This is a genomic window from Geodermatophilus sp. SYSU D00079, assembly GCF_054050635.1.
Genome location: NZ_JBJGZS010000029.1, coordinates 1 through 26221 on the forward strand (window position 1 = coordinate 1; position 26221 = coordinate 26221).

A 26221-nucleotide genomic window follows, 5' to 3' on the forward strand; every position below is an offset into this window, starting at 1 on the left:
CGCCCCCCGCCCCCCCCGGGCGCCCCCCCCCCCCCCCCCCCCCCCCCCCCCCCCCCCCCCCCCCCTCGACGAGGACGAGCAGCGGGCCTGGCGCGCGTGGCTCTACAGCTCGCTGCTGCTGCAGGACCGGCTCGACCGGGAGCTCACCCGCGAGACCGGCATCTCCCATGCCTACTACGAGATCCTCGTCGCACTCTCGGAGGCCCCCGAGCGGCAGATGCGGATGAGCGAGCTCGCCGACAGCTGCCTGTCCTCCCGCAGCCGCCTGTCGCACGCGGTCTCCCGGCTGGAGGAGCGCGGCTGGGTGCGCCGCCAGGTCTGCGCGGAGGACGGGCGCGGCCTGCTCGCCGTCCTGACCGACGAGGGGTTCGCCGCACTGGAGGCCGCCGCGCCGGTGCACGTCGAGGGCGTGCGCACGCACCTGTTCGACCAGCTCACCCCCGAGCAGGTCGCCGCGATGCGCGACCTCGGTGAGACCCTGCTGCGCCACCTCGGCCCGCGCTGAGCCTCGCCCCCCGGTCGGACGCGCGGGTCATCCCCGGGGTGGACGACGGCCGCGACACCGCTGCCTAGGGTCGGCGTGATGGACGGCCGGCCACCCCTCGAACGCCTGGAGGCCCTCCTCCGCGACCACCCGTTCGGCGTCGACGTCGTGATCGCGGCGCTGGTCTGGTTCCTGACCGTGCTGCTCCCCTACCGGTCGTACTGGCCGGCGGAGGCCACCGCCCTCGTCGTCGGCACGCTGCTGGTGGCGCCGCTGGCCTGGCGGCGGCGCCGTCCGGTCCGGGCCGCCGGCGTGGTCATCGCGGCGGGGTTGCTCGAGCTGGTGGTCGTCGAGGACTTCCTGGCCGCGAACGTCGCCGCGCTGCTCACGGTGTACGCGCTCGCCGCCTACGCCCCGCGCTGGGCCGGGCGCGCCGGCCTGGCGGTGGGCCTGCTCGGGGCGGTGCTCGCCGCCCTGCGCTACTTCTCCCTCGGCGCCAGCGACGCGCTCCTCCCCACCGCCGGGTCGATCGGGGTGGCGGTCGTCGCCGCGTGGGCCCTGGGCGACCTCCGCCGCGCCCGCGTGCGGCGGCTGGGCGACCTCCGGGAGCGCGCGCGGCTGCTGGAGCTGGAGCGGGACCAGGAGATGCGGCTGGCCGCCACCGCCGAGCGGGCACGCATCGCCCGCGAGATGCACGACGTCGTCGCCCACTCGCTGTCGGTGGTGATCGCCCAGGCCGACGGCGGGCGCTACGCCGGGCGCAGCGATCCCGCGGCCGCCACCACCGCGCTGGAGGCGATCGCCGCGACCGGCCGCCAGGCGCTGTCGGACATGCGTGGCCTGCTGGGCGTGCTGCGGGAGGACGGCGGCGAGGCCTACGCGCCGCAGCCGGACGTCGCCGCGATCCCCGGCCTGGTCGCGGACGTGCGGACCAGCGGCCTGGACGTCGACCTGCTCGTCGAGGGCTCGCCCCGGGACCTGCCCGCCGGCCCCCAGCTGGCCGCCTACCGGATCGTGCAGGAGTCGCTCACCAACGTGCTCAAGCACGCCGGCCCGGCCAGCCGGGCCTGGGTGCGGCTGCACTGGCGGCCCGACGCCCTGGAGCTGTCGGTGCTCGACGACGGCCGGGGCGCGTCGGCCGCGGTCATGCAGGAGGGCGGCGGGTCCGCCGCCGACGGCCGGGGGCAGGGGGTGCTCGGCATGCGCGAGCGGGCCCAGCTGCACGGCGGGCGCCTGGACGCCGGCCCCCGCCCGGGCGGCGGCTTCGGGGTGCACGCGGTGCTCCCCTACCCTGCGCGTCGATGAGTGGGCAGATCCGGGTCGTGCTCGTCGACGACCAGCAGATGGTCCGGGCCGGCTTCCGGATGGTCATCGACTCCCAGCCCGACCTGACCGTCGTCGGCGAGGCCGGCACCGGCGCCGACGCGGTGGAGCTGCTGGCCCGCACCCGCGCCGACGTCGTCCTCATGGACGTCCGCATGCCGGGGATGGACGGCATCGAGGCCACGCGGGAGGTCACCGCGCAGCCGGAGCCCCCGCGCGTGGTGGTGCTCACGACGTTCGACCTCGACGAGTACGTGGTCGCCGCGATCGGCGCCGGGGCCAGCGGCTTCCTCCTCAAGGACGCCCCGCCCGAGGAGATGCTCGCCGCCGTCCGGACGGTGCACGCCGGGGACTCGGTGATCGCCGCCAGCTCCACCCGCCGGCTGCTGCAGCACGTGGCGCCGATGCTGCGCGGCAGCGGGGTGGCCCGGCCGGGGGCCCCGGTCGGGGGCGGCGAGCTGGCCGAGCTGACCCCGCGGGAGCGGGAGGTGCTCGAGCTGATGGCCTTCGGCGCCACCAACACCGAGATCGCCGGGAGGCTGTTCGTCAGCGAGGCGACGGTGAAGACCCACGTCGGCCGGGTGCTGGCCAAAACCGGATCCCGCGACCGCGTGCAGGCCGTCGTCCTCGCCTTCCGCACCGGCCTGGTGCAGCCGGCCGACCTGCTGCGCGACGCGTAGACCCGCGGTCGTCAGCCCCCGGGCGGACGCCGGGTCGCACCGGGGTCGGACGCCGGGATCAGCTCCCGCTCCGACGCGCGGGACCTCCCCCGACCGGCAGCGTGGTCGCCGTTCCCGACCACTCCCGGAGGTTGCCCGTGTCCGCTCCCGTCCCCGTCATGACCGTCCCCGGTGAGCCGCCGTCCTCGGCCGCCGCCGTGCGGGCCCGTGGCCTGACGAAGACCCACGGCAGCGGGGAGACCGCCGTGCACGCCCTCGCCGGGGTGGACGTCGACTTCGACCGCGGGGCCTTCACCGCGATCATGGGCCCGTCCGGGTCGGGCAAGTCGACGCTCATGCACTGCCTGGCGGGGCTGGACGCGGCCACCGGCGGTGCCGTGTGGCTGGGTGACACCGAGCTGACCGGCCTGCGCGACGACGAGCTGACCCGGCTGCGCCGCGAGCGGATCGGCTTCGTCTTCCAGGCGTTCAACCTGCTGCCCGTCCTCGACGCCCGGGAGAACATCGTGCTGCCGCTGCAGCTGGCCGGCCGGCGTCCGGACCCGGCCTGGTTCGACGCGGTGGTGGCCCGCCTGGGGCTGCGGGAGCGGTTGCGGCACCGCCCGCACGAGCTCTCCGGCGGACAGCAGCAGCGGGTCGCCGTCGCCCGGGCGCTGCTCCCCCGCCCCGACGTCGTCTTCGCCGACGAGCCGACCGGCAACCTGGACTCCCGCGCCGGCGCGGAGGTCCTGGACCTGCTGCGCAGCAGCGTCCGGGAGACCGGCCAGACCGTCGTGATGGTCACCCACGACCCGATCGCCGCCGCCTACGCCGACCGCGTGGTCCTGCTCGCCGACGGCCGGCTGGCCGGCGAGGTGCAGCGCCCCACCGCCGACTCCGTCGTCGCCGCCCTGCGCGGCCTGGGGGTCTGAGGTGCGACCGGTCGTCCTCGCCCAGCTCCGCGCGCACGCCGCGCGGCTGGTCGCCTCGACGCTGGCCGTGGTCATCGCGGTCGGCTTCGTCGTGGCCACCCTCGTCCTCAACGAGACCGCCCGCAGCACCGTGCTGCAGGCGGTCGGCGCCCAGTACGTCGACACCGCCGCCGTCGTCACCTCCGACGACGGCAGCCCCCTGGACGACGACGTCGCCACCCTGGCCGTCCTGCGCTCGGTGCGTGCGGTCGCGCCGACGTGGGAGACGTCGGTGCAGGCGGCCGTCCCCGACCGCACCGGGTCGCAGTTCCTGGTCATCGGCACCGTCGCCGACGACCCCGCCCTGCGCTGGCAGCACCTGTCCGCGGGCCGCCTGCCCGACCGCCCCGGCCAGGTGGCGGTCACCGACCGCGCGCGGGCCGAGGTGGGCGACGTCCTCACCGTCACCTCCACCGACGCCGACGGGCAGCAGTCGGCCACGCAGGTCACCGTGACCGGCATCGTCGACCTGCGCGGTGACCCCGAGGCCGGCCTCTACGGCCGCGGCTTCGTCGTCCCGGAGCAGGCGCGGGCCTGGGGCGCGGTCGCCCCCGTCGAGCTGCGGGTCGCCGCGGCCCCCGGGGTCTCCGACGACCAGGTGCGCCTCGACGTCGCCACGGCGCTGCGGGACTCGGCGGTCACCGTCCGCACCGGCGAGCAGCAGTCGGTCCGGGCCGCCGCCGCGATGATGGGCAACGCCTCGGCGCTGGCGGCCGTGCTGCTGGTGTTCGGCACCGTCGCGGTCCTCGTGGCCGGGCTGGTCATCGCCAACACCTTCGCGGTGCTGCTGGCCCAGCGGACCCGCGAGCTGGCCCTGCTGCGCTGCGTGGGTGCCACCGCCCGGCAGGTGCGGCGCAGCGTGCTCGGCGAGGCACTGGTGACCGGGCTGGCCGCCTCCGCCCTCGGTGCGGTCGCCGGCGTCGGACTGGCCGCCGCGGTGTCGGCCGCGGTCGGCGACCTGGACTCCCCCATCCCGCTCGCCGGGGTGTCGGTGCCCTGGTACGCCGTGGTCGTCGGGGTCGGCGTCGGCACGCTGACCACGCTGCTGGCCGCCCTCGCCCCGGCCCGCGCGGCCACCCGCGTCGCCCCGCTGGCGGCCCTGCGGCCGGCCGACCAGGCGCCGCTGCGCTCGCGGCCGGGGGTGCTGCGGCTGCTGCTCGGGCTGGCGCTGCTGCTGCCGGGCGTCGCGCTGCTGGCGCTCGGGGTGGTCATGGCGTCGGTCCTGGTCGCGCTGCCCGGCGGGGTGCTGAGCTTCCTCGGCGTCGTGCTCCTCGCGCAGCGCGGCGTCCCCCCGGTGGTCGCGGCGGCCGGCCGGCTGGCCGCGTGGTCCGGCGGGGTGCCGGCGCGGCTGGCCGCGGGCAACGCGACCCGCAACCCCCGGCGGACGGCGGCGACCGCGACCGCGCTGCTCATCGGCGTCACGCTGACCACGGCGATGGTCGTCGGCGCGGCCTCCACCAAGGCCTCGGCGACCGCCGGGCTGGAGGCGGAGTTCCCCGCCGACGTCGTGGTCGAGGGCCTCTCCTCGCCCCTGCCGGCCGGCCTGCTGGCCGACCTGCGGGCGCTGGACGGCGTCGCGACCGGCACCGTGCTGACCGCCGCCGAGGTCACCGGTCCCGACGGCGAGGTGTGGGAGGCCACCGGCGTGGACCGCACGACCGCGCTGCCGGCGCTGCGCTCGACCGACGACCTGGTGCTGCCCGACCCCGGCGAGGTGCTGCTGCCGGAGTGGCTGGCGGAGACCTGGGCGGTCGCCGACGGCGACCGGGTGCAGCTCACCGCGGGCGGGCGCACCGGCTCCTTCCTCGTCCAGGTCGCGGGCGGGGTGCCGCTGCTCGTGACCGCCGCGGACCTGGCCACCCTCGCGCCCGACGCCGGGGTCGGCACCCTCTGGCTGCGGCTGGAGGACGTCGGCGACGAGGCGCAGACCACCGCCGTCGACGCGGTCACCGACACGGTGGGGACGACGGCCTCCGACGCCTCGGTCACCGGCATCGTCACGGTGCGCGCCCAGGTCGCCCAGGTGCTCGACACCCTGCTGCTGGTCGTGACCGGCCTGCTCGGCATCGCCGTGGTCATCGCGCTGATCGGCGTGGGCAACACCCTGGCGCTGTCGGTGGTCGAGCGGCGGCAGGAGAACGGGCTGCTGCGGGCGCTGGGCCTCACCCGGCGGCAGCTGCGCGGGCTGCTGGCGTGGGAGGCGGTGCTGGTCGCCGGGGTGGCCGCGGTCCTCGGGGTCGTGCTGGGCGGCGCGTACGGGCTGATCGGGTCGGCGTCGGTGCTGGGGCAGGTCGCCGACACCGTGCTGGTCGTCCCGTGGCTGCAGGTGGCTGCGATCGTCGTCGTCGCCACGGTGGCCGGGCTGCTCGCCTCGGTGCTGCCGGCCCGCCGCGCCGCCCGCACCTCGCCCGTGGCCGCCATCGCGGGCTGAGCGCAGCCGGGTGGAGTGGGAGGGCGCGGGATCCGCTCCCCTCCCACTCCACTCACGGGCGGGGCTTGGCGCGACGGGTGGGCACCGCGGTCGCCGGGTCCTCCGGCCAGGGGTGTCGCGGGTAGCGGCCGCGGAGCTCGGCCCGGACGCCCGGGTAGCCGGTTCCCCAGAAGCCGGCGAGGTCGGCCGTGGTCGCCACCACCCGGCCGGCCGGGGAGAGCAGCTGCAGCCGCAGCGGCCGGCCCGCCACCACGGGCGCGGCCGCCCAGCCGAACACCTCCTGCACCCGGACCGACAGGGTGGGCACCGCGGGATCGGTGTAGTCCACCCGCACCCGCGAGCCGGTCGGCACCTCGACCCGCTCGGGCACCAGCTCGTCGAGCCGCCCGGCCACCTGCCACGGCACCAGCCCCCGCAGCGCCGCGACGAGGTCGATCCGGGTCAGGTCGGCGCGGTTGCGGGCGGCGGAGAGGGCCGGGGTGGCGGCCAGCGCGGCGCCCAGGGCGTCGTCGTCCACCGCGGGCCAGGGGTCCCCGAGGCCGGCGTGCGCGGCGGCCAGCCGGTCGCGCAGCGCCCGGGCGGCGGGGGTCCAGCGCAGCAGGGCCAGCCCCTCCCGGCGCAGCCCCTCGGCGACCGCGGCGGCGACCGCGGCCGGATCGGGGTCGGGCAGCGGGCGCTCGGTGAGCACGATCGCGCCCAGCCGCTCGACGCGGGCCGCCACCACGTCGCCGTCCCGCCAGGCCACCTCCGGCCCGTCGACGACGGCACCCACCTCCCGCGCGGTGGCCTCGCCGACCACCACGGCCGAGCGCACCCGCGCGTCCCGCCGGCCGGGCTGCCGGTCGGCGGCGGCCACCGCCAGCCAGGACGCCCCCGCGAGCGCGGTGCCCGGGGACAGCTCCGCGCCGGTGCCGGCGGCCAGCAGGTAGGTGCGCTCGGTGCCCGGACGCCGGCGGGCCAGCCACTCCGGGTGGGCGAGGCCGACGACCAGGCCCGCGGCGACGTCGTCGGGCACGCCGGGGTCGGGGGTGGGCGGCACCGCGCGGGCCAGCCGGGTGGCCTCCTCCCGCCAGCGGGCGGCCGCCCCGCCACGGCCCCCGCGCAGCGCCCGCCACTCGGCGACCAGGTCGTCGGAGCCGGCCGGCAGGTCCGCCGACAGCAGCGCCACCACCTCCGCGGCACGGCGGGCACCCACCAGCCCGGCCCCGTCGAGCAGCGCCCGGGCCAGGCGCGGGTGCGCACCGACGGCGGTGAGCGACCGGCCGCGGGCGGTGACCCGACCGGCGTCGTCCACCGCCCCCAGGTCGTGCAGCGCGGCCCGGGCGACGGCGAACGCAGCGGTCGGTGGCGGGTCGGGCAACGCCAGCCCGGTGCCCTCCGGCGCGCCCCAGCAGGCCAGCTCCAGGGCCAGGCCGGTCAGGTCGGCGACGGCGATCTCCGGTTCCGGGGCGGCCGGCAGGCGGGCGTGCTCGGCCTCCGACCACAGCCGGTACACCCTCCCCGGGCCCTCCCGCCCGGCCCGGCCCGCCCGCTGGGTCGCCGACGAGCGGGAGACCCGCACGGTGGCCAGCGCCCCCAGCCCCCGGGACACGTCGAACCGCGGCACCCGGGCCAGCCCCGCGTCGACGACCGTGCGCACCCCGGGCACGGTCAGGCTGCTCTCGGCGACGTCGGTGGCCAGCACCACCCGCCGCCCCGGACCGGGGGTCAGCGCGGCGTCCTGGTCGGCGGCGGGCAGCCGCCCGTGCAGGGGACGGACGTCGGCGTCCAGCCCGCGCAGCCGGCCGGCGACACCGGCGATCTCGGCCGCGCCGGGGAGGAAGACCAGCACGTCCCCCTCGGTCTCGGCCAGCGCCCGCCGGGTGGTGGCGGCGACGGCGTCGAGCAGCCGGGGGTCGACCCGGCTGCCGTGCGGGGGCGGCAGCGCGGGCTCCGGCGGGCACCACTCCGCCGCGACGTCGTGCAGCATGCCGGTCGCCTCCACCACCGGCGCCGGGTCGGCCCCGCCCAGCAGGAGCGCCAGCCGGCCGGCCTGGGCGGTGGCCGACATCGCCAGCAGGTGCAGGTCCGGGCGCAGCGCGGCCCGCGCGTCGAGGGTGAAGGCCAGGGCGAGGTCGGTGTCCAGGTGCCGCTCGTGGCACTCGTCGAGGACGACGGCGGCCACCCCGGCCAGTTCCGGATCGGCCTGCAGCCGGCGCACCAGCAGCCCGGTGGTGACGACCTCGACGCGGGTGTCCTCGCTGCGCCGGCTGTCCCCGCGGACGCTGTAGCCGACCGAGCGGCCCACCGGCTCCCCGAGCAGCGCGGCCATCCGGCGGGCGGCGGCGCGGGTGGCGACTCTGCGCGGTTCGGCCACCAGCACCCGTCCCGGCAGCGTCCCGGCCAGCGCCAGCGGCACCAGGGTCGTCTTCCCGGTGCCCGGCGGGGCGACCAGCACCGCGCTGCCGGTCCCGCTCAGCGCGGCGTCCAGGGCCGGCAGCACCGCGCGGACCGGGAGGTCGGTGCCCGGCGTCCCCGGCGGTGGCAGCACGCCGCCAGTCTGTCGGAGTGGGAGGGCGCGGATCCCGCGTCCCTCCCACTCCGCTACGGCCGGAAGAACTTGTCGGGGGTGATCGGCAGGTCGCGGACCCGCCTGCCCGTCGCGTGCCAGTAGCCGTTGGCGACGGCGGCCGCGGCCCCGGTGATGCCGATCTCGCCGATGCCCTTGAGGCCGAGCTCGTTGACGTACGGGTCGTCCTCGTCGAGCCAGGAGATGTCGATCTCGCCGACGTCGGCGTTGGTCGCGATGTGGTACTCGGCGAGGTCGTGGTTGGCGTAGTGGCCGAACACCTCGTCCTGCACCGACTCCTCGTGCAGCGCCATCGACAGGCCCATGCAGAAGCCGCCGAGGAACTGGGAGCGGGCGGTCTTGGCGTTCACGATCGTGCCCGCGGCGTACACGCTGGTCGCCCGCGGCACCCGCACCTCGCCGGTGTCGGCGTCGACCCGCACCTCCCCGAAGTGGGCGCCGAAGGAGTGCATCGACCGCTCCTGCGCGTGCGGCGACGGGCCCGGGACGCCGCCGTCCACGGTGACCCCGTCCGGCGGCAGCTGGCCGCCGTAGGACTCCTCGAGCCGGCGCTGCAGGTCGCGGGCGGTCAGCACGATCGCCGACCCCCACGACGCCAGGCCGGTGGAGCCACCCGCGCCACCGGCGAAGGGCAGCCGGCTGTCGCCGATCCGCAGCTCGACGTCGGCCATGCCCACCCCCAGCGCGTCGGCGGCGATCTGGGTCAGCGCCGTCCAGGCACCGGTGCCGATGTCCGAGCCGTCGATCTCCACCGTGTAGCGACCGCGCCCGTCCACGGAGATCCGGCAGTCGGCCTTGCGCCGCCGCGCCGGGTAGGTGGCCGCGGCGACGCCGGTGCCGACCAGCCAGCGGCCGTCGAGGCGGACGCCGGGTCGCGGGTCGCGCCCGGCCCAGCCGAACCGCTCGGCCCCGGTGCGCAGGCACTCCACCAGCGACCGCGACGACCACGGGATCCCCCGCTCGGGGTCCTCGGCCGGCTCGTTGCGCAGGCGCAGCTCGACCGGGTCGATGCCGAGCTCGGCGGCCAGCTCGTCCATCGCCGACTCCAGCGCGAACATGCCCGGGGTCTCCCCCGGCGCCCGCATGATCGTCGGCGGTGGGACGTCGAGCCGGGCCAGCCGGTGCGTCGTCCGCCGGTTCGGCGCGGCGTACATGACCCGCGTCGGCGTGGCCGTCTGCTCGGCGAACTCGTTGACCCGCGAGGTGTGCTCGACGACCTCGTGGCTGATCGCGGTCAGCCGGCCCTCGGGGTCCGCCCCCAGCCGCAGCCGCTGGATGGTCGGCGTCCGGTGACCGACCAGGCTGAACATCTGCTGCCGGGTCAGCTCCAGGACGACGGTGCGGCCCACCACCCGCGCGGCCATCGCGGCCACGATCTGGTGGGGGTGGGTGAACGCCTTGGACCCGAACGCGCCGCCGACGTAGGGCGAGATGATCCGCACCTGCTCCCCGCCGGACAGGCCGAAGCCGGTGACCAGGTCGTTGACGATGTTGTGCGGGCCCTGGTTGGCGTCCCACATGGTCAGCTCGTCGCCGTCCCACCGGGCCATGGACGTGTGCATCTCGATGGGGTTGTTGTGCTGGGTCGGCGTCTCGTAGGTGGCGTCGACGGTGACCGCCGCGGCGGCCAGCGCGGCGTCGACGTCCCCGATCACCGAGTCGGTCTCGTAGCCGGCCATGATCTTCTCCGGCGCGTAGAGGTCCGGCCGGTCCACGGCCAGCCGCACGTCCGGCGGCTCGGCGGCGTACTCGACGGACACCTCCCCCACCGCCGCCTTGGCGACCTCCGGGGTCTCGGCCACGACCACCGCGACCACCTGCCCGTGGTAGTGCACGTCGAGGGACTGCAGCACCGGGAGGTCGGAGGCCAGCTCGCCGGACAGCCGCGGGGCGTTGGCCGGGGTGAGGACGGCGAGCACGCCCGCCGTCGCCTCGGCGCGGGTGGGGTCCAGCTGCGTGATCCGGCCGCGGTTGACGGTGCTCTGCACCAGCGCGACGTGGGCGATCGGCTCGCCGGGGTCCTGCTCGTAGGCGTAGGGCGCGGTGCCGCGGACCTTGGCCGGCCCGTCGATGCGGTCGATCCCGGCGCCGACGACGCGGTCGACGGTGGTCATGCGGGGGCTCCCGTCAGCTGGGCCAGCGTGCGGACGACGACGTTGCGGGCCAGCGGCACCTTGTAGCCGTTGTCGGGCAGCGGGGTGGCCGCGGCCAGCTCGGCGTCGGCGGCCGCGGCGAAGGACTCCTCCGTGGCCGGCCGCCCGCGCAGCGCCTCCTCCGCGGCGGTCGCCCGCCACGGCTTGTGCGCGACCCCGCCGAGGGCCAGGCGCACGTCGGCGACCACGCCGTCCTCCACCCGGAGCGCGGCCGCCACGCTGACCAGTGCGAAGGCGAACGAGGCCCGGTCGCGCACCTTGCGGTAGCGGGAGGGCATCCCCAGCGGCGGGAGGTCCACGGCGGTGACCAGCTCGCCGTGCCGCAGCGTGGTGTCGCGGGAGGCGTCGTCCCCGGGCAGGCGGTGCAGCTCGCCGATCGGGATGCTGCGCTCGCCGTCGGGCCCGAGCACCTGGACCACGGCGTCGAGGGCCACCATCGCCACCGCCATGTCCGAGGGCTGGGTGGCCACGCAGGTGCCCGGGCCCTCGAGGGTCTGCCCCAGCACCGCGTGGTTGCGGTGCAGGCCGCGCAGGGCGCCGCAGCCGCTGCCGGGGCTGCGCTTGTTGCACGGCTTGGTGACGTCGGTGAAGTAGCTGCAGCGGGTGCGCTGCAGCAGGTTGCCGGCGGTGGTCGCGCGGTTGCGCAGCTGCCCGGAGGCGGCGGCCAGCAGCGCCTGGGCGAGCACCGGGTAGCGCTCACGCACCCGGCGGTCGGCGGCGAGGTCGGCGTTCGGGACGCCGGCGCCGATGCGCAGGCCACCGTCGGGCAGGCCGGTCACCTCGCGGGAGGTGAGCGTGCGGACGTCGACCAGCAGGCTCGGTGTGGCGACGCCGAGCTTCATGAGGTCGACCAGGTTCGTGCCCCCGCCGAGGAAGGCGCCCGACCGCTCCCCCGCCATCAGCGCGACCGCGGCGGCGGGGTCGGCCGCGGCCTCGTAGCGGAACTCCCTCACCGGCGCACCCCGCTCGCCCGCGCCACGTCGGCCACCGCCGGGACGATGTGGGCGTAGGCCGCGCAGCGGCAGAGGTTGCCGCTCATCCGCTCGCGGATCTCGGCGTCGGTGAGCTCGGCGCCGTCCGCGGTGAGGTCTGCGGTGACCGCGCTGGGCCAGCCGGCCCGGGCCTCCTCTATGACGCCCGCGGCCGAGCAGACCTGGCCGGGCGTGCAGTAGCCGCACTGGAAGGCGTCCCGCTCGACGAACGAGCGGTGCAGCGGGTGCGGCTCGCCGTCGGCGGCCAGCCCGTCGGAGGTGGTCACCTCCGCGCCCCCCACGGTGACGGCCAGCACCAGGCAGCTGTTCACCCGGCGGCCGTCGAGCAGCACCGTGCAGGCGCCGCACTGGCCGTGGTCGCACCCCTTCTTTGGGCTGGTGTTGCGCAGCCGGTCGCGCAGGGCGTCCAGCAGCGTGGTGCGGGTGTCGACCGTCAGCGGGTGCGCCGCCCCGTCGACCCGCAGCGTGATCTCGGTGTCCACACCGACGCTCCTGCCCGGGCGACCGGTGTGGCCAAACCGGGGCCGCCGGAGCGGCGCGCGACCCCTACGGCGTCACGTCGGGCGGGGGCTGCGGCCAGCGGGGGACGCCGGCGACCGCGCCGTCCCCCAGCGGGGCGGCGAACCGCGGCGGCCGCTTGGCGAGGAACGAGGCGACCCCCTCCGCGGCGTCCGGCCCGGCGCCGAGCTCGAGCAGGGCCCGGGACTCGGCACGGTGGGCGTCCCACGGTGAGGCCGCGCCGAGCATCGACCACAGCAGCTGCCGGCTCGCGGCCACCGCGACCCCGGAGGTGTTGTCGGCGATCTCCCGCGCCAGCTCCCGCGCGGTGGGCAGCAGGTCGGCGTCCGGGACGACGCGGGAGACCAGCCGCCCGCGCAGCGCCTCGGCGGCGTCGAACACCCGGCCGGTCGCCACCCACTCCATCGCCTGGCTGATGCCGACCACCCGCGGGAGGAACCACGTCGAGGCCGCCTCCGGCACGATGCCGCGGCGGGCGAAGACGAACCCGAAGCGCGCGGACTCCGCGGCGATCCGGACGTCCATCGGCAGGGTCATGGTCGCGCCGATGCCGACCGCCGGGCCGTTGACCGCGGCGACCACCGGCTTGCGCAGCGCGGCGAAGGGCAGCGACGCGATGCCGCCCCAGTCCCGCGGGACGCCGTCCACCGTCCCGCGGGCCACCGGGTCGGGGCGGCCCCGGTCGCGGAACGTGCCCTCCCCGCCGCCGAGGTCGGCGCCGGCGCAGAACGCCCGCCCGGCCCCGGTCACGACGACGACCCGGACGGCGTCGTCGGCGTCGGCCGCGGCGGCCGCGGCGGCCAGCTCGGTGGCCATGACGGCGGTGAACGCGTTCATCCGGTCGGGCCGGTCGAGGGTGATCGTGGCGACGCCGTCGGCCACCTCGTACCGCAGCTGGGTGGGGGTCATCCGAGCGCGCCGGCCACCGCGAGCCGCGCGACGGCGTCGAGGTGCTCGGCCGCGTCGCCGAGCAGCAGCCGGTCCACCTTCGCCCGCCGCCAGTACAGGTGGGCGTCGTGCTCCCAGGTGAAGCCGATGCCGCCGTGCACCTGGATGCAGGTCTCGGCGGCCCGCTCCAGGACCTCGGCCGCGCACGCCTTGGCCGCCGACGCCGCCAGCGGCAGCTCGTCGGGCGCCGCGTCGGCGGCCCACGCCGCCCACCACACCAGCGAGCGCAGCTGGTCCACGCCCACCCACGCGTCGACCAGCAGGTGCTTGACCGCCTGGTAGGAGCCGATGCGGCGGCCGAACGCCTCGCGCTGCTGGGCGTAGGCGACGGCCAGCTGCACCGCGCGGTCGGCGGCGCCGAGGTCCTCGGCGGCGAGCACGACGGTGGCCACCTGGCGGGCGCGGGCCCACAGCGCGCCGGCGTCCTCGGCGAGCACCCGGCGGGAGGTGAGCCGGACCGAGGCCAGCCCGCGGGTGGCGTCCAGCGGGGGGCCGGCCGTCGCCTCGCCGTCGCCGACCACCAGCGCCCCGTCGTCCAGGCCGAGGAACAGCGTCGCCCCGGCCGCGTCGATCGACGGCGCCGAGCCGGTGACCGGGCCGTCGAGGACGGCGAACCGCGCCGACCCGTCGGCCAGCCGGGCGACGAGGTCGGGGTGGTCGGCGAGCAGGACCGCGGCGCGCGCCGCGGGGACCAGCGACGGGCCGGCCAGCACCGCACCGCCCTGCTCGGCGACGACGGCCAGGTCCAGCAGGCTGCTCCCGGCGCCGCCCGCGGCCTCGGGCACGGTGATGCCCAGGAAGCCGATCGTCGCCAGCGCCTCGTGGCCGGGCTCCACCGGGCCGCCCTCGAGCGCGGCCCGGGCCGCGGCCGGCGACGCCGAGCCGCGGTAGAACTCGCGCGCACCGGCGGCGGCGTCACGCTGGTCGGGGCCCAGGTCGAAGTTCACCGCCGACCTCCCGAGAAGGGCGCGTCCTTGTCGCCGCGCGGTTCCGGCGGCAGCCCCAGCACCCGCTCGCCGAGGATGTTGCGCAGCACCTGGTCGGTGCCGCCGGCGATCGCCAGGCCCGGCAGGTACCCCTGGCTGCGCTGCCAGGTGTCGTCACCGTCGGCGGTGGCGGCGTAGACCGCGTCGTCGCCCAGCAGCCGGACGCCGGCGTCGGCGACCAGCTTCGCCGCGGCCGTGCCGGCCAGCTTGCCGGCGCTGGCCTCCGGCCCCGGCAGCCCGCCCTGGCTGAGCACGGTGAACCGGCGGTAGCCGGTGTAGCGGGTGGCCAGCGAGGCGACGACGGCGCGGCCCACCGCCTGCCGGGCCAGCACCTGCCGCTCGGCGTCCAGCTGCGGCAGCCGCGCGCGGGCCAGTGCGGCGAGCTGCTCCACCGGGACGCCGAGGTCGCTGCCGGCCCCGCCGATGGTCACCCGCTCGTTCATCAGCGTGGTGATCGCGACCCGCCAGCCCTCGCCGGGCTCGCCCAGCCGCTCCTCGTCGGGGATGCGGACCTCGTCGAGGAACACCTCGTTGAACCCGGCCGACCCGACCATCTGCCGCAGCGGCCGGACGGTCACCCCGGGGGCGTGCATGTCGACGACGAACATGGTCAGCCCGGCGTGCTTGGGGCGGTCGGGGTCGGTGCGGGTCAGCAGGATCCCGAGGTCGGCGACGTGCGCCAGCGTCGTCCACACCTTCTGCCCGGTGACCACCCACTCGTCGCCGTCGCGCACCGCGGTGGTGCGCAGGGCCGCGAGGTCCGAGCCCGAGGCGGGCTCGCTGAACAGCTGGCACCAGACGTCGTCGGCGCGCAGCAGCCGGGCCAGGTGGCGGCGCTTCTGGTCCTCGCTGCCGTGCGCGATGACCGTCGGTCCGCACATCCCCAGGCCGATGTGGTTGATGAGGGTGGGCACCCCGGCGCGGGCCAGCTCCTGCTGCACGATCGCCTGCTGCACCAGCGTGCCGCCCTGCCCGCCGTACTCGCGCGGCCAGGTCACGCCCACCAGGCCGGCCTCGGCGAGGACCCGCTGGGTGCGCCGCAGCCCGGCCTCGTGCGTGCGGGCGTCGACCGCCTCCTGCCCCGCGCCGACGTGCAGCAGGTCGGCCGCCCGCTTCTCGAGCACCTGCCGGACCGAGGCCCGGTAGGCCGCTTCGTCGGGGGTGTCGTCGAAGTCCACGGGCGTCGCCTCTCTGCGGTGGGCGGGTCGGCGGCAGCGTGGCAGCGGCCCCCCGGAACGGTCAACGGTGACTGTTCGGCGGTCCGCACCGCCCCTACGCTCGCGCGGTGACCGCCGACCCCGCGGCGCCCGGCGCGCCCCGGTCCCGCTCCGCGCGGAGCGCCGACAGCCGGGCGCTCATCCTCGACGCGGCGGTCGCCTGCCTGGTCGAAGACGGCTACGCCGGCGCCTCCACCCTGGCCGTCCAGGCGCGGGCGGGGGTCTCGCGGGGGCGTCTGCTGCACCACTTCCCGTCGCGGGCCGAGCTGCTGGTGGCCGCCGCCGAGCACCTGTCGACCACCGTGCTCGCGGGTGTGCGCCGGCGCGCGGCGGCGCTCATGGCCGACCAGCCGGCCGGCCGCGAGCGGGTGGACCGGGCGATCGACCTCATGTGGGCGACGTTCCAGGAGCCCCCGTTCTGGGCGGCGGTCGAGCTGTGGACGGCGGCCCGCACCGACCCCGGGCTGCGGGTGGCGCTGCGGGACGGCGAGCGCCGGCTGCGGGCCGCGATCCGGGCCGTGGCCGACGGGATCTGGGGCCCGGAGATCGCCGCCGCCGAGCTGTACGCCGAGACCTGCGAGCTGCTGTTCACCAGCATGCGCGGGGTGGCGATCGTCTACGCCTTCGAGGACCGGCCGCCGGTCACGGACCCGCACCTGGCGCTCTGGAAGCGGGTCGCCGAGCGGATGCTGTCCAGCTGACCACCCGCCCCGCCGTCGTCTTCGGCACGCGACGCGAGGACGGCGACGGTGCGCCGGGGACGGCGACCACGGGCGCCGGCAGGCGGGGTTGACCGCTCCGGAGGGCCCGGCCAGCATGACGCGCGTCACACCCGACGCGCGGCAGGAGACCTCCGTGAGTGTCGAGATCCCCCGACTCCTGGGCCGCGGCATGACGATGGCCGACCAGCTGGCCCGCTGGGCGCGGCGCACCCCGGAGGCGCTGGCACTGGTCGTCGAGGGCACGCGGCGCAGCTACGCCGAGCTGGACGAGCGGGTGACCCGGCTGGCCCGCGCCCTGGCTGAGCGCGGGGTGGCGGCCGGCGACCGGGTGGCCGTCCTCGGGCTCAACGGCCCGGAGGTGTGGGAGGCCTACCTCGCCGGGGTGCGGCTGGGCGCGGTCGTCGTCCCGGTCAACTTCCGGCTGGTCGCCGACGAGGTCGCCTACGTGCTCACCGACAGCGGCGCCACCGCCCTGGTCGTCGACGGCGCCATGGCGGGGCTCGCGGCCAAGGCCCGCGAGCAGGCGCCCGGCGTGCACACCGTGCTGACCGTCGGCGAGGAGTACGAGGCGGCGCTCGCCGCGGCGGGCGGCGGGCCGCTCGACGTCGAGGTGGACGAGGACGCCGCCGCCTTCATCATGTACACCTCGGGCACGACCGGCCGTCCCAAGGGCGCGGTGCTCACCCACCGCAACCTGCTCATGCACGTGTTCAGCATGGTGGTCCACCTCGGTGCCGACCCCGGCGACCGGGTGGGCTGCCCGGGCGCCCCGCTGTTCCACATCGCCGGGCTGGCCGGGGGCCTGCCGCCGCTGCTGCTCGGCGGCACCCACGTGGTCCTCCGCTCCGGCGGGTTCGACCCGGTGGCCACCCTGGACCTGATCGAGCGGGAGGGGATCACCAACATCTTCCTCGTGCCGGCGATGTGGGCGGCGGTGGTCGCGGTGCCCGACATCGCCCGGCGGGACCTCTCCTCCCTCCGGCGCATCTCCTGGGGCGCGGCGCCGGCGTCGACCACGCTGCTGCGCACGCTGATCGACACCTTCCCGCAGGCGGAGGTGGTGACCGCGTTCGGGCAGACCGAGTGCAGCCCGGTCACCTGCTTCCTCCGCGGCGAGGACTCGGTGCGCAAGATCGGCTCGATCGGGACCCCGATGCTCAACGTCGAGGTCCGCATCGTGGACGACGCGATGCACGACGTCCCCCGGGGTGGGGTGGGCGAGATCGTCTACCGCAGCCCGATGGTGATGAAGGAGTACTGGGGCCGGCCGGAGGCCACCGCCGAGGCGTTCGCCGGCGGCTGGTTCCACTCCGGCGACCTGGTCCGCGAGGACGAGGACGGCTACCTCTACGTCGTCGACCGCAAGAAGGACATGATCATCACCGGCGGGGAGAACGTGTACTGCGCCGAGGTCGAGGACGTCCTGGCCGGGCACCCCAAGGTCGGCGAGGTGGCGCTCATCGGCGTGCCGGACAGCCGCTACGGCGAGGCACCCCTGGCCGTCGTCGCCCCGCGGGACCCCGCCGCCCCGCCCACCCCGGCCGAGCTCGCCGCCTGGTGCCGGGAACGGCTGGCGCACTACAAGAACCCGCGGGAGTACTCGCTCGTGGACGTCCTCCCGCGCAACCCCAGCGGCAAGGTGCTCAAGACCCGCCTGCGCGAGGAGCACTCGGCCGGGTCGCTGGTCGCCGACCCCGCCGTCTGAGGCCGGACTCAGCCCCGCCAGGCCTCGGCGACCTCCGCGGCGACGCCGGCGGCCTGCGCGCGCCCGGCGCGGGCGGACCCGGCGCGGGCGGCCGGGTCGAGCACGTTGCGGCCGATGGCGGCGCGGCTGCCCTCGTCGGGCGAGACGACCGCGACGCGCGCGACCATCCCGGTCACCTGCGCGTCGACGCTGGCCATCGGACCGAACCCCCGGGGGATCGGCGCGAGGACCACGACCCGCTCGTACCCCTCGGCCAGGTCGGCGTTGGCCGCCGAGCGCATGCCGCCGTCGACGTAGCGGCGGCCGTCGATCGTCACCGGCGGGTACACGCCGGGCACCGCGCAGCTGGCCGCCACGGCCAGCAGCAGCGGGACGCCGGAGTCCCGGTCGAGGGCGCGGAACTCGCCGGTGTGCGCGTCGACCGCGGTGACGGTCAGCGCCCGGTCCGGCCACTCGGTGCTGACCAGCCGGCTGCCGATGACCTCGAGCCGCTCCTGCTCCGACGGGGTCAGCCCCGCCTGCTCGGCGGCCAGCGCCAGCGCGCCGACCCGCCGGCGGAACTCGACGTCCCGGCTGCGGCTGCGCAGCGCCGCCCAGGCGTACCGGGCCAGCGCGGCGCGGGTCATGCGGGCGACCCTTTCGTCGGCGGGCGGCTCGAGCTGGCGGGCGAACAGCGCCTCGAGGTCCGCGCCGCTGGTGACCTGCGCGCCGACCACCGAGCCCGCCGACGTGCCGACGACGAGGTCCGCGCCGGTCAGGTCGACGCCGGCCTCCGCCAGGCCGGCGAGGACGCCGATCTCCCACGCGATGCCGGTGATCCCGCCGCCGCCGAGCACGAGGGCCGCGCGCTGGTCGCTCATGCCGCCATCCTCACCCACGGTGGGGCCTCGACACCGGTTGTGACCTGCGCCACGCTGGGACCCCCGGACAGGAAGGCCCCGCATGCCCGCGACGCAGGCTCCGCCGACCCCCGCAGCCACCAGCTGGCCGCCCGGCCTGCCGCGCTCGCTGGAGTACCCGAACGTGCCGGCCGGCTCGATCCTGCGCGCGGCGGTGCGCCGCTGGGGCGACCGCGAGGCGTTCGTGGACCACGACGTCCCGCTGACCTTCACCGAGCTCGGCGCGCGGGCGCACGCGGTGGCGAACTGGCTGGCTGACGCCGGGATCGGCCGCGGGGACGTCGTCGCGGTGCACATCCCGAACTGCCGGCAGTACCCGGCGGTCTACTACGGGATCCTGCTGGCCGGGGCGACCTTCTCCCCCACCAACCCGCTGCTGCCCGCCGCCGACCTCGCCGCCCAGCTGACCGACGCCGGCGCCCGCGCGCTCGTCACCTGGGACCAGGTGCTGCCGCTGGTCCGGACGGCGCTGGCCGGCACGCCGGTACAGACCGTCGTCGTCACCGGGGAGGCGCACACCCTCGACCTCGCCGCCCGTCTCGACGGCCTGGCCGACGGCGACGTCGACCTCGCCGACCTGCTGGCCGCCGACCCCACCGACCGGCACCACGACGCCGCCGTCGACCCGGCGACGGACCTCGCCCACCTGGCCTACACCGGCGGCACCACCGGGGTGAGCAAGGGCGTGGAGCTGCTCCACCGCAACGTCGTCACCAACGTGCTGCAGTCGGCGTGCTGGACGTCGGGGTCGGTGCCGGAGCTCGACGCGGCCGGCGACGTGACGCTGCGCCAGGTCCTCGGCCCCGAGGAGCACCCGACCCGGCTCGGCGAGGCCCGCATCATCAACCTCACCCCCTGGTTCCACGCCATGGGCGCGATCGGCTACCTCAACGGCCTGGTCATGAGCGGGACGACGACCGTGGTGCACATGCGCTTCGACCCCGTGCGGTACGTGGAGGACGCCGTGCGGTACCGGGTGACGTCGATCGGCGGGGCGCCCCCGGTGTTCGTCGCGCTGCTCCAGGTCCCCGGCATCGCCGAGGCCGACCTGTCGTCGGTGCGCGGCATCTCCAGCGGCGCGGCGCCGCTCCCGGTCCCGCTGATCGAGAAGCTGACCGCCCTGCTGCCGGACGCGGTGATCGGCGAGGGGTACGGCCTGACCGAGGTCACCATGCAGGCCACCGGCAACCCGTCGTTCCGCTCCGGCACCCGCAAGGCCGGCACCGTGGGGGTGCCGGTCTTCGACACCGAGATCACCATCCGCCCGCTCGGCGGGGGCGACCCGCTGCCGCCCGGGGAGCGGGGCGAGGTCTGCATCCGGGGGCCGCAGGTCATGCGCGGCTACGCGCACCGGCCGGAGGCCACCGCGGAGGCGATCGACGCCGAGGGCTGGTTCCACACCGGCGACGTCGGCGTCCTCGACGGTGACGGCTACCTGGCCATCGTCGACCGGACCAAGGACATGCTGCTCTACAAGGGCTACAACGTCTTCCCGCGCGAGCTGGAGGAGGTCCTGTTCGGCGTCCCCGGGGTGGCGGGCGCGGCGGTGGTCGGCCGGCCGGACGAGGAGGCCGGCGAGCTGCCGGTCGCCTACGTCGTCCGCCGGGCCGACGACGCCGGCGCCGCACTCACCGCGGAGTCGGTGATGGCCGCGGTCAACGAGCGGGTGACGCCCTACAAGCGGCTGCGCGACGTCGTGTTCATCGACGCGATCCCGGTCTCGGCGGCGGGCAAGGTGCTCAAGCGGGAGCTCGCCGCGCGGGAACGGGCCGCGGCACCCGGGAGCTGACTCACCCCGACGGGTGCGGCGCGGACGCGGGAGTGGCGGCGGCTCACTATCGTCCCGCGGGTGGAGAGCGACAGCGGCCTCTCGGAGACCGAGCACACCGGCGTACGGATCGCCCACGTCGAGCAGTCGCCGGTGCGGCAGGTCTGGCAGCGGGTGCTCCTCGCCGCCTTCTTCCTGTCGCTCACCGTGCTCATCGTCTGGCTGGACCGCGACGCGTACCGCGACGGCGACGAGGTCGGCATCTCGCTGCTCGACGCGATCTACTACTCGACGGTCACGCTCTCCACGACCGGCTACGGCGACATCACGCCGCTGACCGACGGCGCGCGGCTGGTGAACATCCTGTTCATCACGCCGCTGCGCATCATGTTCCTGATCGTCCTCATCGGGACCACCCTCGAGGCGCTGACCGCGCGCTCGCGGGAGGAGTTCCGCATCCGTCGCTGGAGGTCCCGCGTGCGCCAGCACGTCATCGTGTGCGGCTACGGCACCAAGGGCCGCAGCGCGATCCGCTCGCTGCAGGCCACCGGTACGCCGCTGGAGCAGATCGTCGTCGTCGACCCCGAGCCGCGGGCCATCGACGAGGCCAACTCCGTGGGGCTCACCGGCATCGTCGGCGACGCCGGCCGCACCGAGGTGCTGCGGCGGGCCTCGGTGGAGCGGGCCCGGGCGGTGATCGTCGCGGCGAACCGGGACGACGCCTCGGTGCTGATCACCCTGACCGTCCGCCAGCTCAACCCGAGCGTCCCGATCACCACCTCGGTGCGGGAGGAGGAGAACGCCAACCTGCTGCGCCAGTCCGGCGCGGACACGGTCATCACCACGTCGGCGACCTCCGGGCGGCTGCTGGGCCTGTCCACCGACAGCCCGCGCGTGGTGGCCGTGGTCGAGGACCTCGTCACCGGCGGCCAGGGGCTGGACCTCGCGCAGCGGCGGGTCACCGCCGGCGAGGTGGGGCTGGGCCCGCGGCAGCTGCGCGACATCGTGCTGTCGGTGACCCGCGGCGGGCGCACGCTGCGGTTCGACGACCCGCTGATCGGCACCCTGCAGGCCGACGACGTCCTCGTGGTGGTCAAGTCCCACGCGAAGGGGCCGGTGCAGACCGGCGGCCAGGCCGCCACGGTCTGACGGCGGACCCCGTCCTCACCGCCCGCAGGCTCGCGGCGAACCCCTGGACGGGGCCGGCCGGGGACCGTGGGTGGCGGGGTCCTCCCTCAGCCGACGGTCAGCACCCAGGTCTGCGTCGGCTCGTCCCGGCCGCGCAGCTCGACCACCGTGCCGGGCGCCCAGTGCTGCGCCTCGTGGCCACGGGCGGCCCGGATCACGTTGTTCGACACCACGGCCCGGCCGGGGTGGTCCTTGGCCAGGTCGGTGAGCCGGGCCGCCTCGTTCACCGGGTCGCCGATCACCGTGTACTCCAGCCGGCTGGCCGCGCCCACCTGACCGGCCCACACCGGCCCGCAGGCGCCCCCCACGCCGACGTCGACCTCCCCCGCGGCGGCGACGGCGGTGCAGATGCGCCGGGCCGTCCGCAGCGCCGCACCGGCCGGGTCCGGGTGGTCGGCGGGGGCGCCGAAGACGCACAGCGCGGCGTCCCCCTCGAACTTGTTCACCAGGCCGCCCTCCTCCTCGACGGCGGCGACGACGATCGTGAAGAAGCGGTTGAGCAGGCCCACCATCTCCTCCGGCCCGGTGCGCCGCACCAGCATCGTCGAACCGGCGATGTCGACGAACAGCGCGGCCACCGTGCGCACCTCGCCACCCAGCGAGACGCCGGTGTCGAGGACCCGCTCGGCGACCGTCGTCCCGACGTGCCGGCCGAACAGGTCGCGCAGCCGCGCCCGCTCGGCGAGCCCGTCGACCATGGAGTTGACGCCCTCCTGCAGCAGGCCGATCTCCCCGGCGTCGTCCACCGGGACGCGCACGTCGTGGTCCCCGAGGCCCACCCGCTGCACGGCACGGCGCAGTTCCCGCAGGGGCATCCCGACCGAGCGTCCGGCCTGGTTGGTCGTGTACAGCCCCACCACCAGCGCGACGAGGACGAGGAACACCAGCGCGTCCTCGGGCGGGCCCTCGGGGTTGCTGGGGTCGAGGAACAGCAGCGCCAGCCCCATCAGCGGGACGCCGCTGGTCAGCGACCAGGACAGCAGCAGCCGCGGCCGGACGCCGAGGACCAGTGCGCCGGCCGGCGGGTGGGCGGCCAGCGCCCGGGTGGTGAGCCCGCGGGCCAGCCGGATGGTGAGCAGGTAGCAGTGACCGGCCGCGGCCACCCCGCCGAGCAGGGCGGCCAGCGCCACGCGCAGCCCGACCAGGGACAGGTTCGAGGCGACGGCGCCGACGATCCCCACGAGCACGCCACCGGCCAGCCAGCCGACCCCGACGACGAGGGCGACGTCGGCCGGCAGCCGGAGCGCCTGGGCCGCCTCCTCGGCGGTCGGTGACCGCCCGGCGCGCAGCCAGGCCGTGGTCAGCCGCTGGCGGCGCAGCACGGCGAGGACGCCGAGCGGGAGGGCCGCGACGAGGTAGCCCGCCGCACTCAGCACGATGGCCGCGCGGCCGGCGGGGTCGCGCGCACCGGCCGAGAGCCCCCACAGGAGCAGCGACACGACGCCGAGGGCGACCAGGTTGGCGCCCAGGACGTGCAGGACGATGTACGGCACCGCCCGGCGCCCCCGCGGTGCGAACTCCAGCGCCGCGTCCACCCGCCGCAGCGCGGCCCCGTTCACGACTCCCCCGGCCGGCCGGCGCGACCGGGGGTCACCACCGGGCCCGCCGGGCGGTCTCGGTCATCTCCGCCGCGTCGGCGCCGGCCTGACCGGGGTCGTCGGGCCACTGCTCCACCTGGTTCGTCGCCCAGTCCGCCCAGTCGGCCACCAGCCGGTAGAAGTCGGTGAGGAACCGGCCCACCAGCAGGTGCTCGGCCGACCGCTCGGGGAAGGGCCCGTCGCCGGCCGCGTACGCCTCGGCCGCCGCGCGGTTGGCCACGTTGCGCTCCTCGGCCCAGCGGCGAGCGGCGGCGAGGGTGGCCAGGGCGTCGGCCGTCGTCCCGTGCTCGGCGAAGGCCAGCTTGAGCAGCTGCTCGAACTCCAGCACCGGCCCGCTGCCGGGCTCCCGGTGCCAGGCGGCCAGTGCCGTGCGCCCCTCGTCGGTGATCGCGTAGATCGTCCGCGAGCGCTGCCCGACCGGCTCCGACCGGGACGTGGCCAGACCGTGGGCGACCAGCTTCTTGGGCTCCTCGTAGAGCTTGCTCTGCGCGCGGGGCCACATGCGCCCGATGCTGCGGTCCATCTGCCGGGTCAGCTCGTAGGTGCTCCACGAGGGCCGCACCGCGAGCAGGCTGAGGATGGCGTAGGAGGTGGTGGTCAGCGCCCCCGGGGTTGACATCTTCCTCCCTATGGGAGTAGGCCGTGCGACATGGTCCCCAAGGGAGCAGACTAGCTGCCGAGAAGGTGAGCGCGATGACGGAGACCCCACTCCGGATCGACCCCGGGAACACCGAGCAGGCCCGCGCCTGGGACGGCGGCGAGGGCGCGTACTGGGCTGCGAACGCCGACCGGTACGACGACGCCGTGCGCGCCCACCACCCGCTGGTCATGGCCGCGGCGCGGATCACCGCCTCCGACGAGGTCCTCGACGTCGGCTGCGGTGCCGGGCGCACGACGCTGGACGCCGCGCGCGCCGCCGTCGACGGGCACGCGCACGGGGTCGACCTGTCCGCGCCGATGCTCGAGGTGGCCCGCGCCCGGGCCCGGGCGGAGGGGCTCTCCAACGTCACCTTCACCCAGGCCGACGCCCAGGTGCTGCCCTTCCCGCCGGCCGCCTACGACGTGGCACTCAGCCGCAGCGGGGCGATGTTCTTCGCCGACCCCGTCGCCGCACTGGGGAACGTCGCGGGCGCGCTGCACCCCGGCGGCCGGCTGGTGCTGATGACCTGGCAGCCGTACGAGCGCAACGAGTGGATCGCCGCGTTGACGTCCGCCCTCGCCGCGGGCCGCGAGCTGCCGCTCCCCCCACCCGGCCGGCCGGGCCCCTTCGGGCTCAGCGACCCGGACCACATCCGCGCCGTCCTGCCCGCCGCCGGCTTCACCGACGTGCGCCTGGAGTCGCTGGAGCTGCCGGTGCACCTCGGCCGGGACGCCGCGCAGTCCGAGGAGTTCGTGCTCGGGCAGCTGGGCTGGCTGCTCGAGGGCCTGGACGCCGCGGACCGCGAGCGGGCCCGGGAGTCGCTGCGGGCGTCGCTCACCGCGCACGAGACCGGTGACGGCGTCGCCTACGGGTCGGCCGCCTGGCTGGTCACCGCGCGTCGGGCCGGGTGAGCCGGCGGGTCAGCCGGGCCCGCGGCCGTCGTCCCGGGGCGCGACGCCGGTGTTCATGACCTCCAGGATCGTGTGCGCGTCGAGGTGCCGGCCGGTCAGGCGGGCGCAGATCCGGCCGTCGTAGAACACGACGACCTCGTCGCAGACCGCGGCCAGCTCCCGCGGGTCCGACGACGCGACGATCTGCACCGCACCGCGCTCGGACAGCCCGCGCAGCAGGTTGTAGATCTCCGCCTTGGCGCCGACGTCGATGCCCCGCGTCGGGTCGTCGAGCAGCAGGACCGACGGCGCGGCCTCCAGCCACTTGGCGAAGACCACCTTCTGCTGGTTGCCACCCGAGAGCAGGCCGACCTCCTGGTCGACCGACGGCGTCTTGATGCCCAGCCGCGCCACGTGCTCCTGGGCCCGCTCCCGCAGCCGGCCGGACCGGACGAACGCCCCGTCGCGGCGCAGCGCCACGGACCCGACCTGGCCGACGTTGTCCCAGATGGGCTTGTCCAGCATCACGCCGAAGCGCTTGCGGTCCCCGGAGACGATGGCGACGCCCTGGCTGATCGCGCCGCGGATGGTGGGCTTGAGCGGCGCACCGTCCGGCAGCACCACCCGACCCTCGTCGGGCCGGACGACCCCGGCGGCGACGCTGAGGACGGCGCGGTGCCCGGAGCCGGCCACCCCCGCGAGCCCCACGACGCGGCCGCACGGGACGGCCAGGTCCACCTCCCGCAGCTGCCCCGCGACGGTGACCCCCTCGAGCCGCAGCGCCGGCCCGGTCTCGTCGACCGACTGCCCCTGGTGGGAGCGCTCCTCCACGATCGCCGCGACCTTGTCACCGAGCATGTGCGCGACGATCCGGTCGACGGTCAGCGTGTGCGCCGGCACCGAGGGCACCGCGACCCGGCCGTCCCGCATGATCGTGACCTCGTCGCTGACCGCGAGGACGTCCTCCAGGTGGTGGGACACGTAGAGGACGGCGACGTCGCGGTCCCGCAGCCGCCGCACCACGTCGTGCAGCCGGTCGGCCTCCTCGGCGTGCAGGGCCGAGGTGGGCTCGTCGAGGATCAGCACCCGCGGCTCGGTCACCAGCGCCCGGGCGATCTCCAGGAGCTGGCGCTGGTCGAGCGGCAGGTGCTCGACCGGCTCGTCCAGGGCGACGTCGAGGCCCAGCTCGGCCAGCACCGGCCGGGCCCGCTCGGCCATCCGGCGCCGGTCCACCAGCGGGCCGCGGCGCAGCTCCCGCATCGGGAACAGGTTGGACAGCACGTCGAGGTCGGGGAACAGGCTCAGTTCCTGCGACACCACCGCGATGCCCTGGTCGACGGCGTCGGCCGTCGTGCCGGACCGCAGTTCGCGCCCGTCGAGGCGCAGGACACCCGCGTCCGGCCGGACGGCGCCGACGAGCACCTTGATCAGCGTCGACTTCCCGGCACCGTTCTCCCCCAGCAGCGCGTGCACGCGCCCCGGCCGGACGGTGAGGTCGACGCCGGCCAGGGCGACGACCCCGCCGTAGGCCTTGCGGATGTCCTGCGCCTCGAGCACGG

21 protein-coding genes are annotated in these 26221 nt (G+C 76.7%); 10 read left to right on the top strand and 11 right to left on the bottom strand.

Features of this window, described 5'->3' with window-relative positions:
* Positions 1-160: 160 nt before the first annotated feature.
* The 5 genes from ACI79E_RS19115 to ACI79E_RS19135 all read left to right on the top strand — a co-directional run bounded on the left by ACI79E_RS19115 (position 161) and on the right by ACI79E_RS19135 (position 5868).
* A complete protein-coding gene (locus tag ACI79E_RS19115) occupies positions 161-505 on the top strand; it encodes a MarR family winged helix-turn-helix transcriptional regulator (protein WP_456934206.1) in 345 nt (114 codons plus the stop codon).
* A 78-nt stretch (positions 506-583) separates the two neighbouring features.
* The gene (locus ACI79E_RS19120; protein ID WP_456934151.1) at positions 584-1789 is read left to right on the top strand and encodes a sensor histidine kinase; all 1206 of its coding nucleotides are present in this window, start codon (positions 584-586) and stop codon (positions 1787-1789) included.
* Positions 1786-2487, top strand: coding sequence for a response regulator (locus tag ACI79E_RS19125; protein WP_456934152.1), 702 nt, complete (start codon positions 1786-1788; stop codon positions 2485-2487). The genes ACI79E_RS19120 and ACI79E_RS19125 overlap by 4 nt, the downstream gene beginning before the upstream one ends.
* Before the next feature lie 137 nt (positions 2488-2624).
* Positions 2625-3398 (top strand): ABC transporter ATP-binding protein, encoded by a 774-nt coding sequence (locus tag ACI79E_RS19130; protein ID WP_456934153.1) that lies wholly within the window; start codon positions 2625-2627, stop codon positions 3396-3398.
* Position 3399: 1 nt separating this feature from the next.
* Entirely contained in the window at positions 3400-5868 is a 2469-nt protein-coding gene (locus tag ACI79E_RS19135; RefSeq protein WP_456934154.1) for an FtsX-like permease family protein, read from the top strand.
* A 52-nt stretch (positions 5869-5920) separates the two neighbouring features.
* Here ACI79E_RS19135 and hrpB read toward each other — a convergent pair whose 3' ends face one another.
* From hrpB to ACI79E_RS19170, 7 genes are all read right to left on the bottom strand, one after another.
* Positions 5921-8398 carry an ATP-dependent helicase HrpB gene (hrpB, locus tag ACI79E_RS19140; protein ID WP_456934155.1) on the bottom strand — a complete coding sequence of 826 codons (2478 nt, stop codon included), beginning with the start codon at positions 8396-8398 and terminating at the stop codon, positions 5921-5923.
* Positions 8399-8451: 53 nt separating this feature from the next.
* Positions 8452-10551 carry a xanthine dehydrogenase family protein molybdopterin-binding subunit gene (locus ACI79E_RS19145; protein WP_456934156.1) on the bottom strand — a complete coding sequence of 700 codons (2100 nt, stop codon included), beginning with the start codon at positions 10549-10551 and terminating at the stop codon, positions 8452-8454.
* A complete protein-coding gene (locus tag ACI79E_RS19150; protein ID WP_456934157.1) occupies positions 10548-11543 on the bottom strand; it encodes an FAD binding domain-containing protein in 996 nt (331 codons plus the stop codon). The genes ACI79E_RS19145 and ACI79E_RS19150 overlap by 4 nt, the downstream gene beginning before the upstream one ends.
* On the bottom strand, positions 11540-12064 hold the full coding sequence (locus ACI79E_RS19155; protein ID WP_456934158.1) for a 2Fe-2S iron-sulfur cluster-binding protein: 525 nt from the start codon (positions 12062-12064) through the stop codon (positions 11540-11542). The genes ACI79E_RS19150 and ACI79E_RS19155 overlap by 4 nt, the downstream gene beginning before the upstream one ends.
* A 64-nt stretch (positions 12065-12128) precedes the next feature.
* Entirely contained in the window at positions 12129-13010 is an 882-nt protein-coding gene (locus tag ACI79E_RS19160; protein WP_456934159.1) for an enoyl-CoA hydratase-related protein, read from the bottom strand.
* The gene (locus ACI79E_RS19165) at positions 13007-13996 is read right to left on the bottom strand and encodes an acyl-CoA dehydrogenase family protein (protein WP_456934160.1); all 990 of its coding nucleotides are present in this window, start codon (positions 13994-13996) and stop codon (positions 13007-13009) included. The genes ACI79E_RS19160 and ACI79E_RS19165 overlap by 4 nt, the downstream gene beginning before the upstream one ends.
* Complete coding sequence (locus tag ACI79E_RS19170) at positions 13993-15213, bottom strand: acyl-CoA dehydrogenase family protein (RefSeq protein WP_456934161.1); 1221 nt, start codon at positions 15211-15213, stop codon at positions 13993-13995. Before ACI79E_RS19170 ends, ACI79E_RS19165 begins: the two co-directional genes overlap by 4 nt.
* A gap of 107 nt (positions 15214-15320) precedes the next feature.
* On the opposite strand from ACI79E_RS19170, the gene ACI79E_RS19175 reads away from it, so the two are divergent.
* Together ACI79E_RS19175 and ACI79E_RS19180 are read left to right on the top strand one after the other, a co-directional pair.
* Positions 15321-15953 (top strand): TetR/AcrR family transcriptional regulator, encoded by a 633-nt coding sequence (locus tag ACI79E_RS19175; RefSeq protein ID WP_456934162.1) that lies wholly within the window; start codon positions 15321-15323, stop codon positions 15951-15953.
* Positions 15954-16107: 154 nt separating this feature from the next.
* Positions 16108-17679 carry a long-chain-fatty-acid--CoA ligase gene (locus ACI79E_RS19180; protein ID WP_456934163.1) on the top strand — a complete coding sequence of 524 codons (1572 nt, stop codon included), beginning with the start codon at positions 16108-16110 and terminating at the stop codon, positions 17677-17679.
* 8 nt (positions 17680-17687) lie between these two features.
* On the opposite strand, the gene ACI79E_RS19185 is transcribed toward ACI79E_RS19180, so the two are convergent.
* Positions 17688-18539: a patatin-like phospholipase family protein gene (locus ACI79E_RS19185; RefSeq protein WP_456934164.1), complete on the bottom strand. Its 852-nt coding sequence runs from the start codon at positions 18537-18539 to the stop codon at positions 17688-17690.
* A gap of 82 nt (positions 18540-18621) precedes the next feature.
* On the opposite strand from ACI79E_RS19185, the gene ACI79E_RS19190 reads away from it, so the two are divergent.
* A complete protein-coding gene (locus tag ACI79E_RS19190) occupies positions 18622-20367 on the top strand; it encodes a class I adenylate-forming enzyme family protein (protein WP_456934165.1) in 1746 nt (581 codons plus the stop codon).
* A 60-nt stretch (positions 20368-20427) separates the two neighbouring features.
* Positions 20428-21495, top strand: a complete 1068-nt coding sequence (locus tag ACI79E_RS19195; RefSeq protein ID WP_456934166.1) for a potassium channel family protein — start codon at positions 20428-20430, stop codon at positions 21493-21495.
* Positions 21496-21581: 86 nt separating this feature from the next.
* Here ACI79E_RS19195 and ACI79E_RS19200 read toward each other — a convergent pair whose 3' ends face one another.
* Complete coding sequence (locus tag ACI79E_RS19200) at positions 21582-23093, bottom strand: adenylate/guanylate cyclase domain-containing protein (RefSeq protein WP_456934167.1); 1512 nt, start codon at positions 23091-23093, stop codon at positions 21582-21584.
* 31 nt (positions 23094-23124) lie between these two features.
* Positions 23125-23751 carry a PadR family transcriptional regulator gene (locus tag ACI79E_RS19205; RefSeq protein ID WP_456934168.1) on the bottom strand — a complete coding sequence of 209 codons (627 nt, stop codon included), beginning with the start codon at positions 23749-23751 and terminating at the stop codon, positions 23125-23127.
* Between the two features lie 74 nt (positions 23752-23825).
* On the opposite strand from ACI79E_RS19205, the gene ACI79E_RS19210 reads away from it, so the two are divergent.
* The gene (locus ACI79E_RS19210; RefSeq protein ID WP_456934169.1) at positions 23826-24683 is read left to right on the top strand and encodes a class I SAM-dependent methyltransferase; all 858 of its coding nucleotides are present in this window, start codon (positions 23826-23828) and stop codon (positions 24681-24683) included.
* Positions 24684-24692: 9 nt separating this feature from the next.
* Here ACI79E_RS19210 and ACI79E_RS19215 read toward each other — a convergent pair whose 3' ends face one another.
* Entirely contained in the window at positions 24693-26219 is a 1527-nt protein-coding gene (locus ACI79E_RS19215; RefSeq protein WP_456934170.1) for a sugar ABC transporter ATP-binding protein, read from the bottom strand.
* Between the last annotated feature and the right edge of the window lie 2 nt (positions 26220-26221).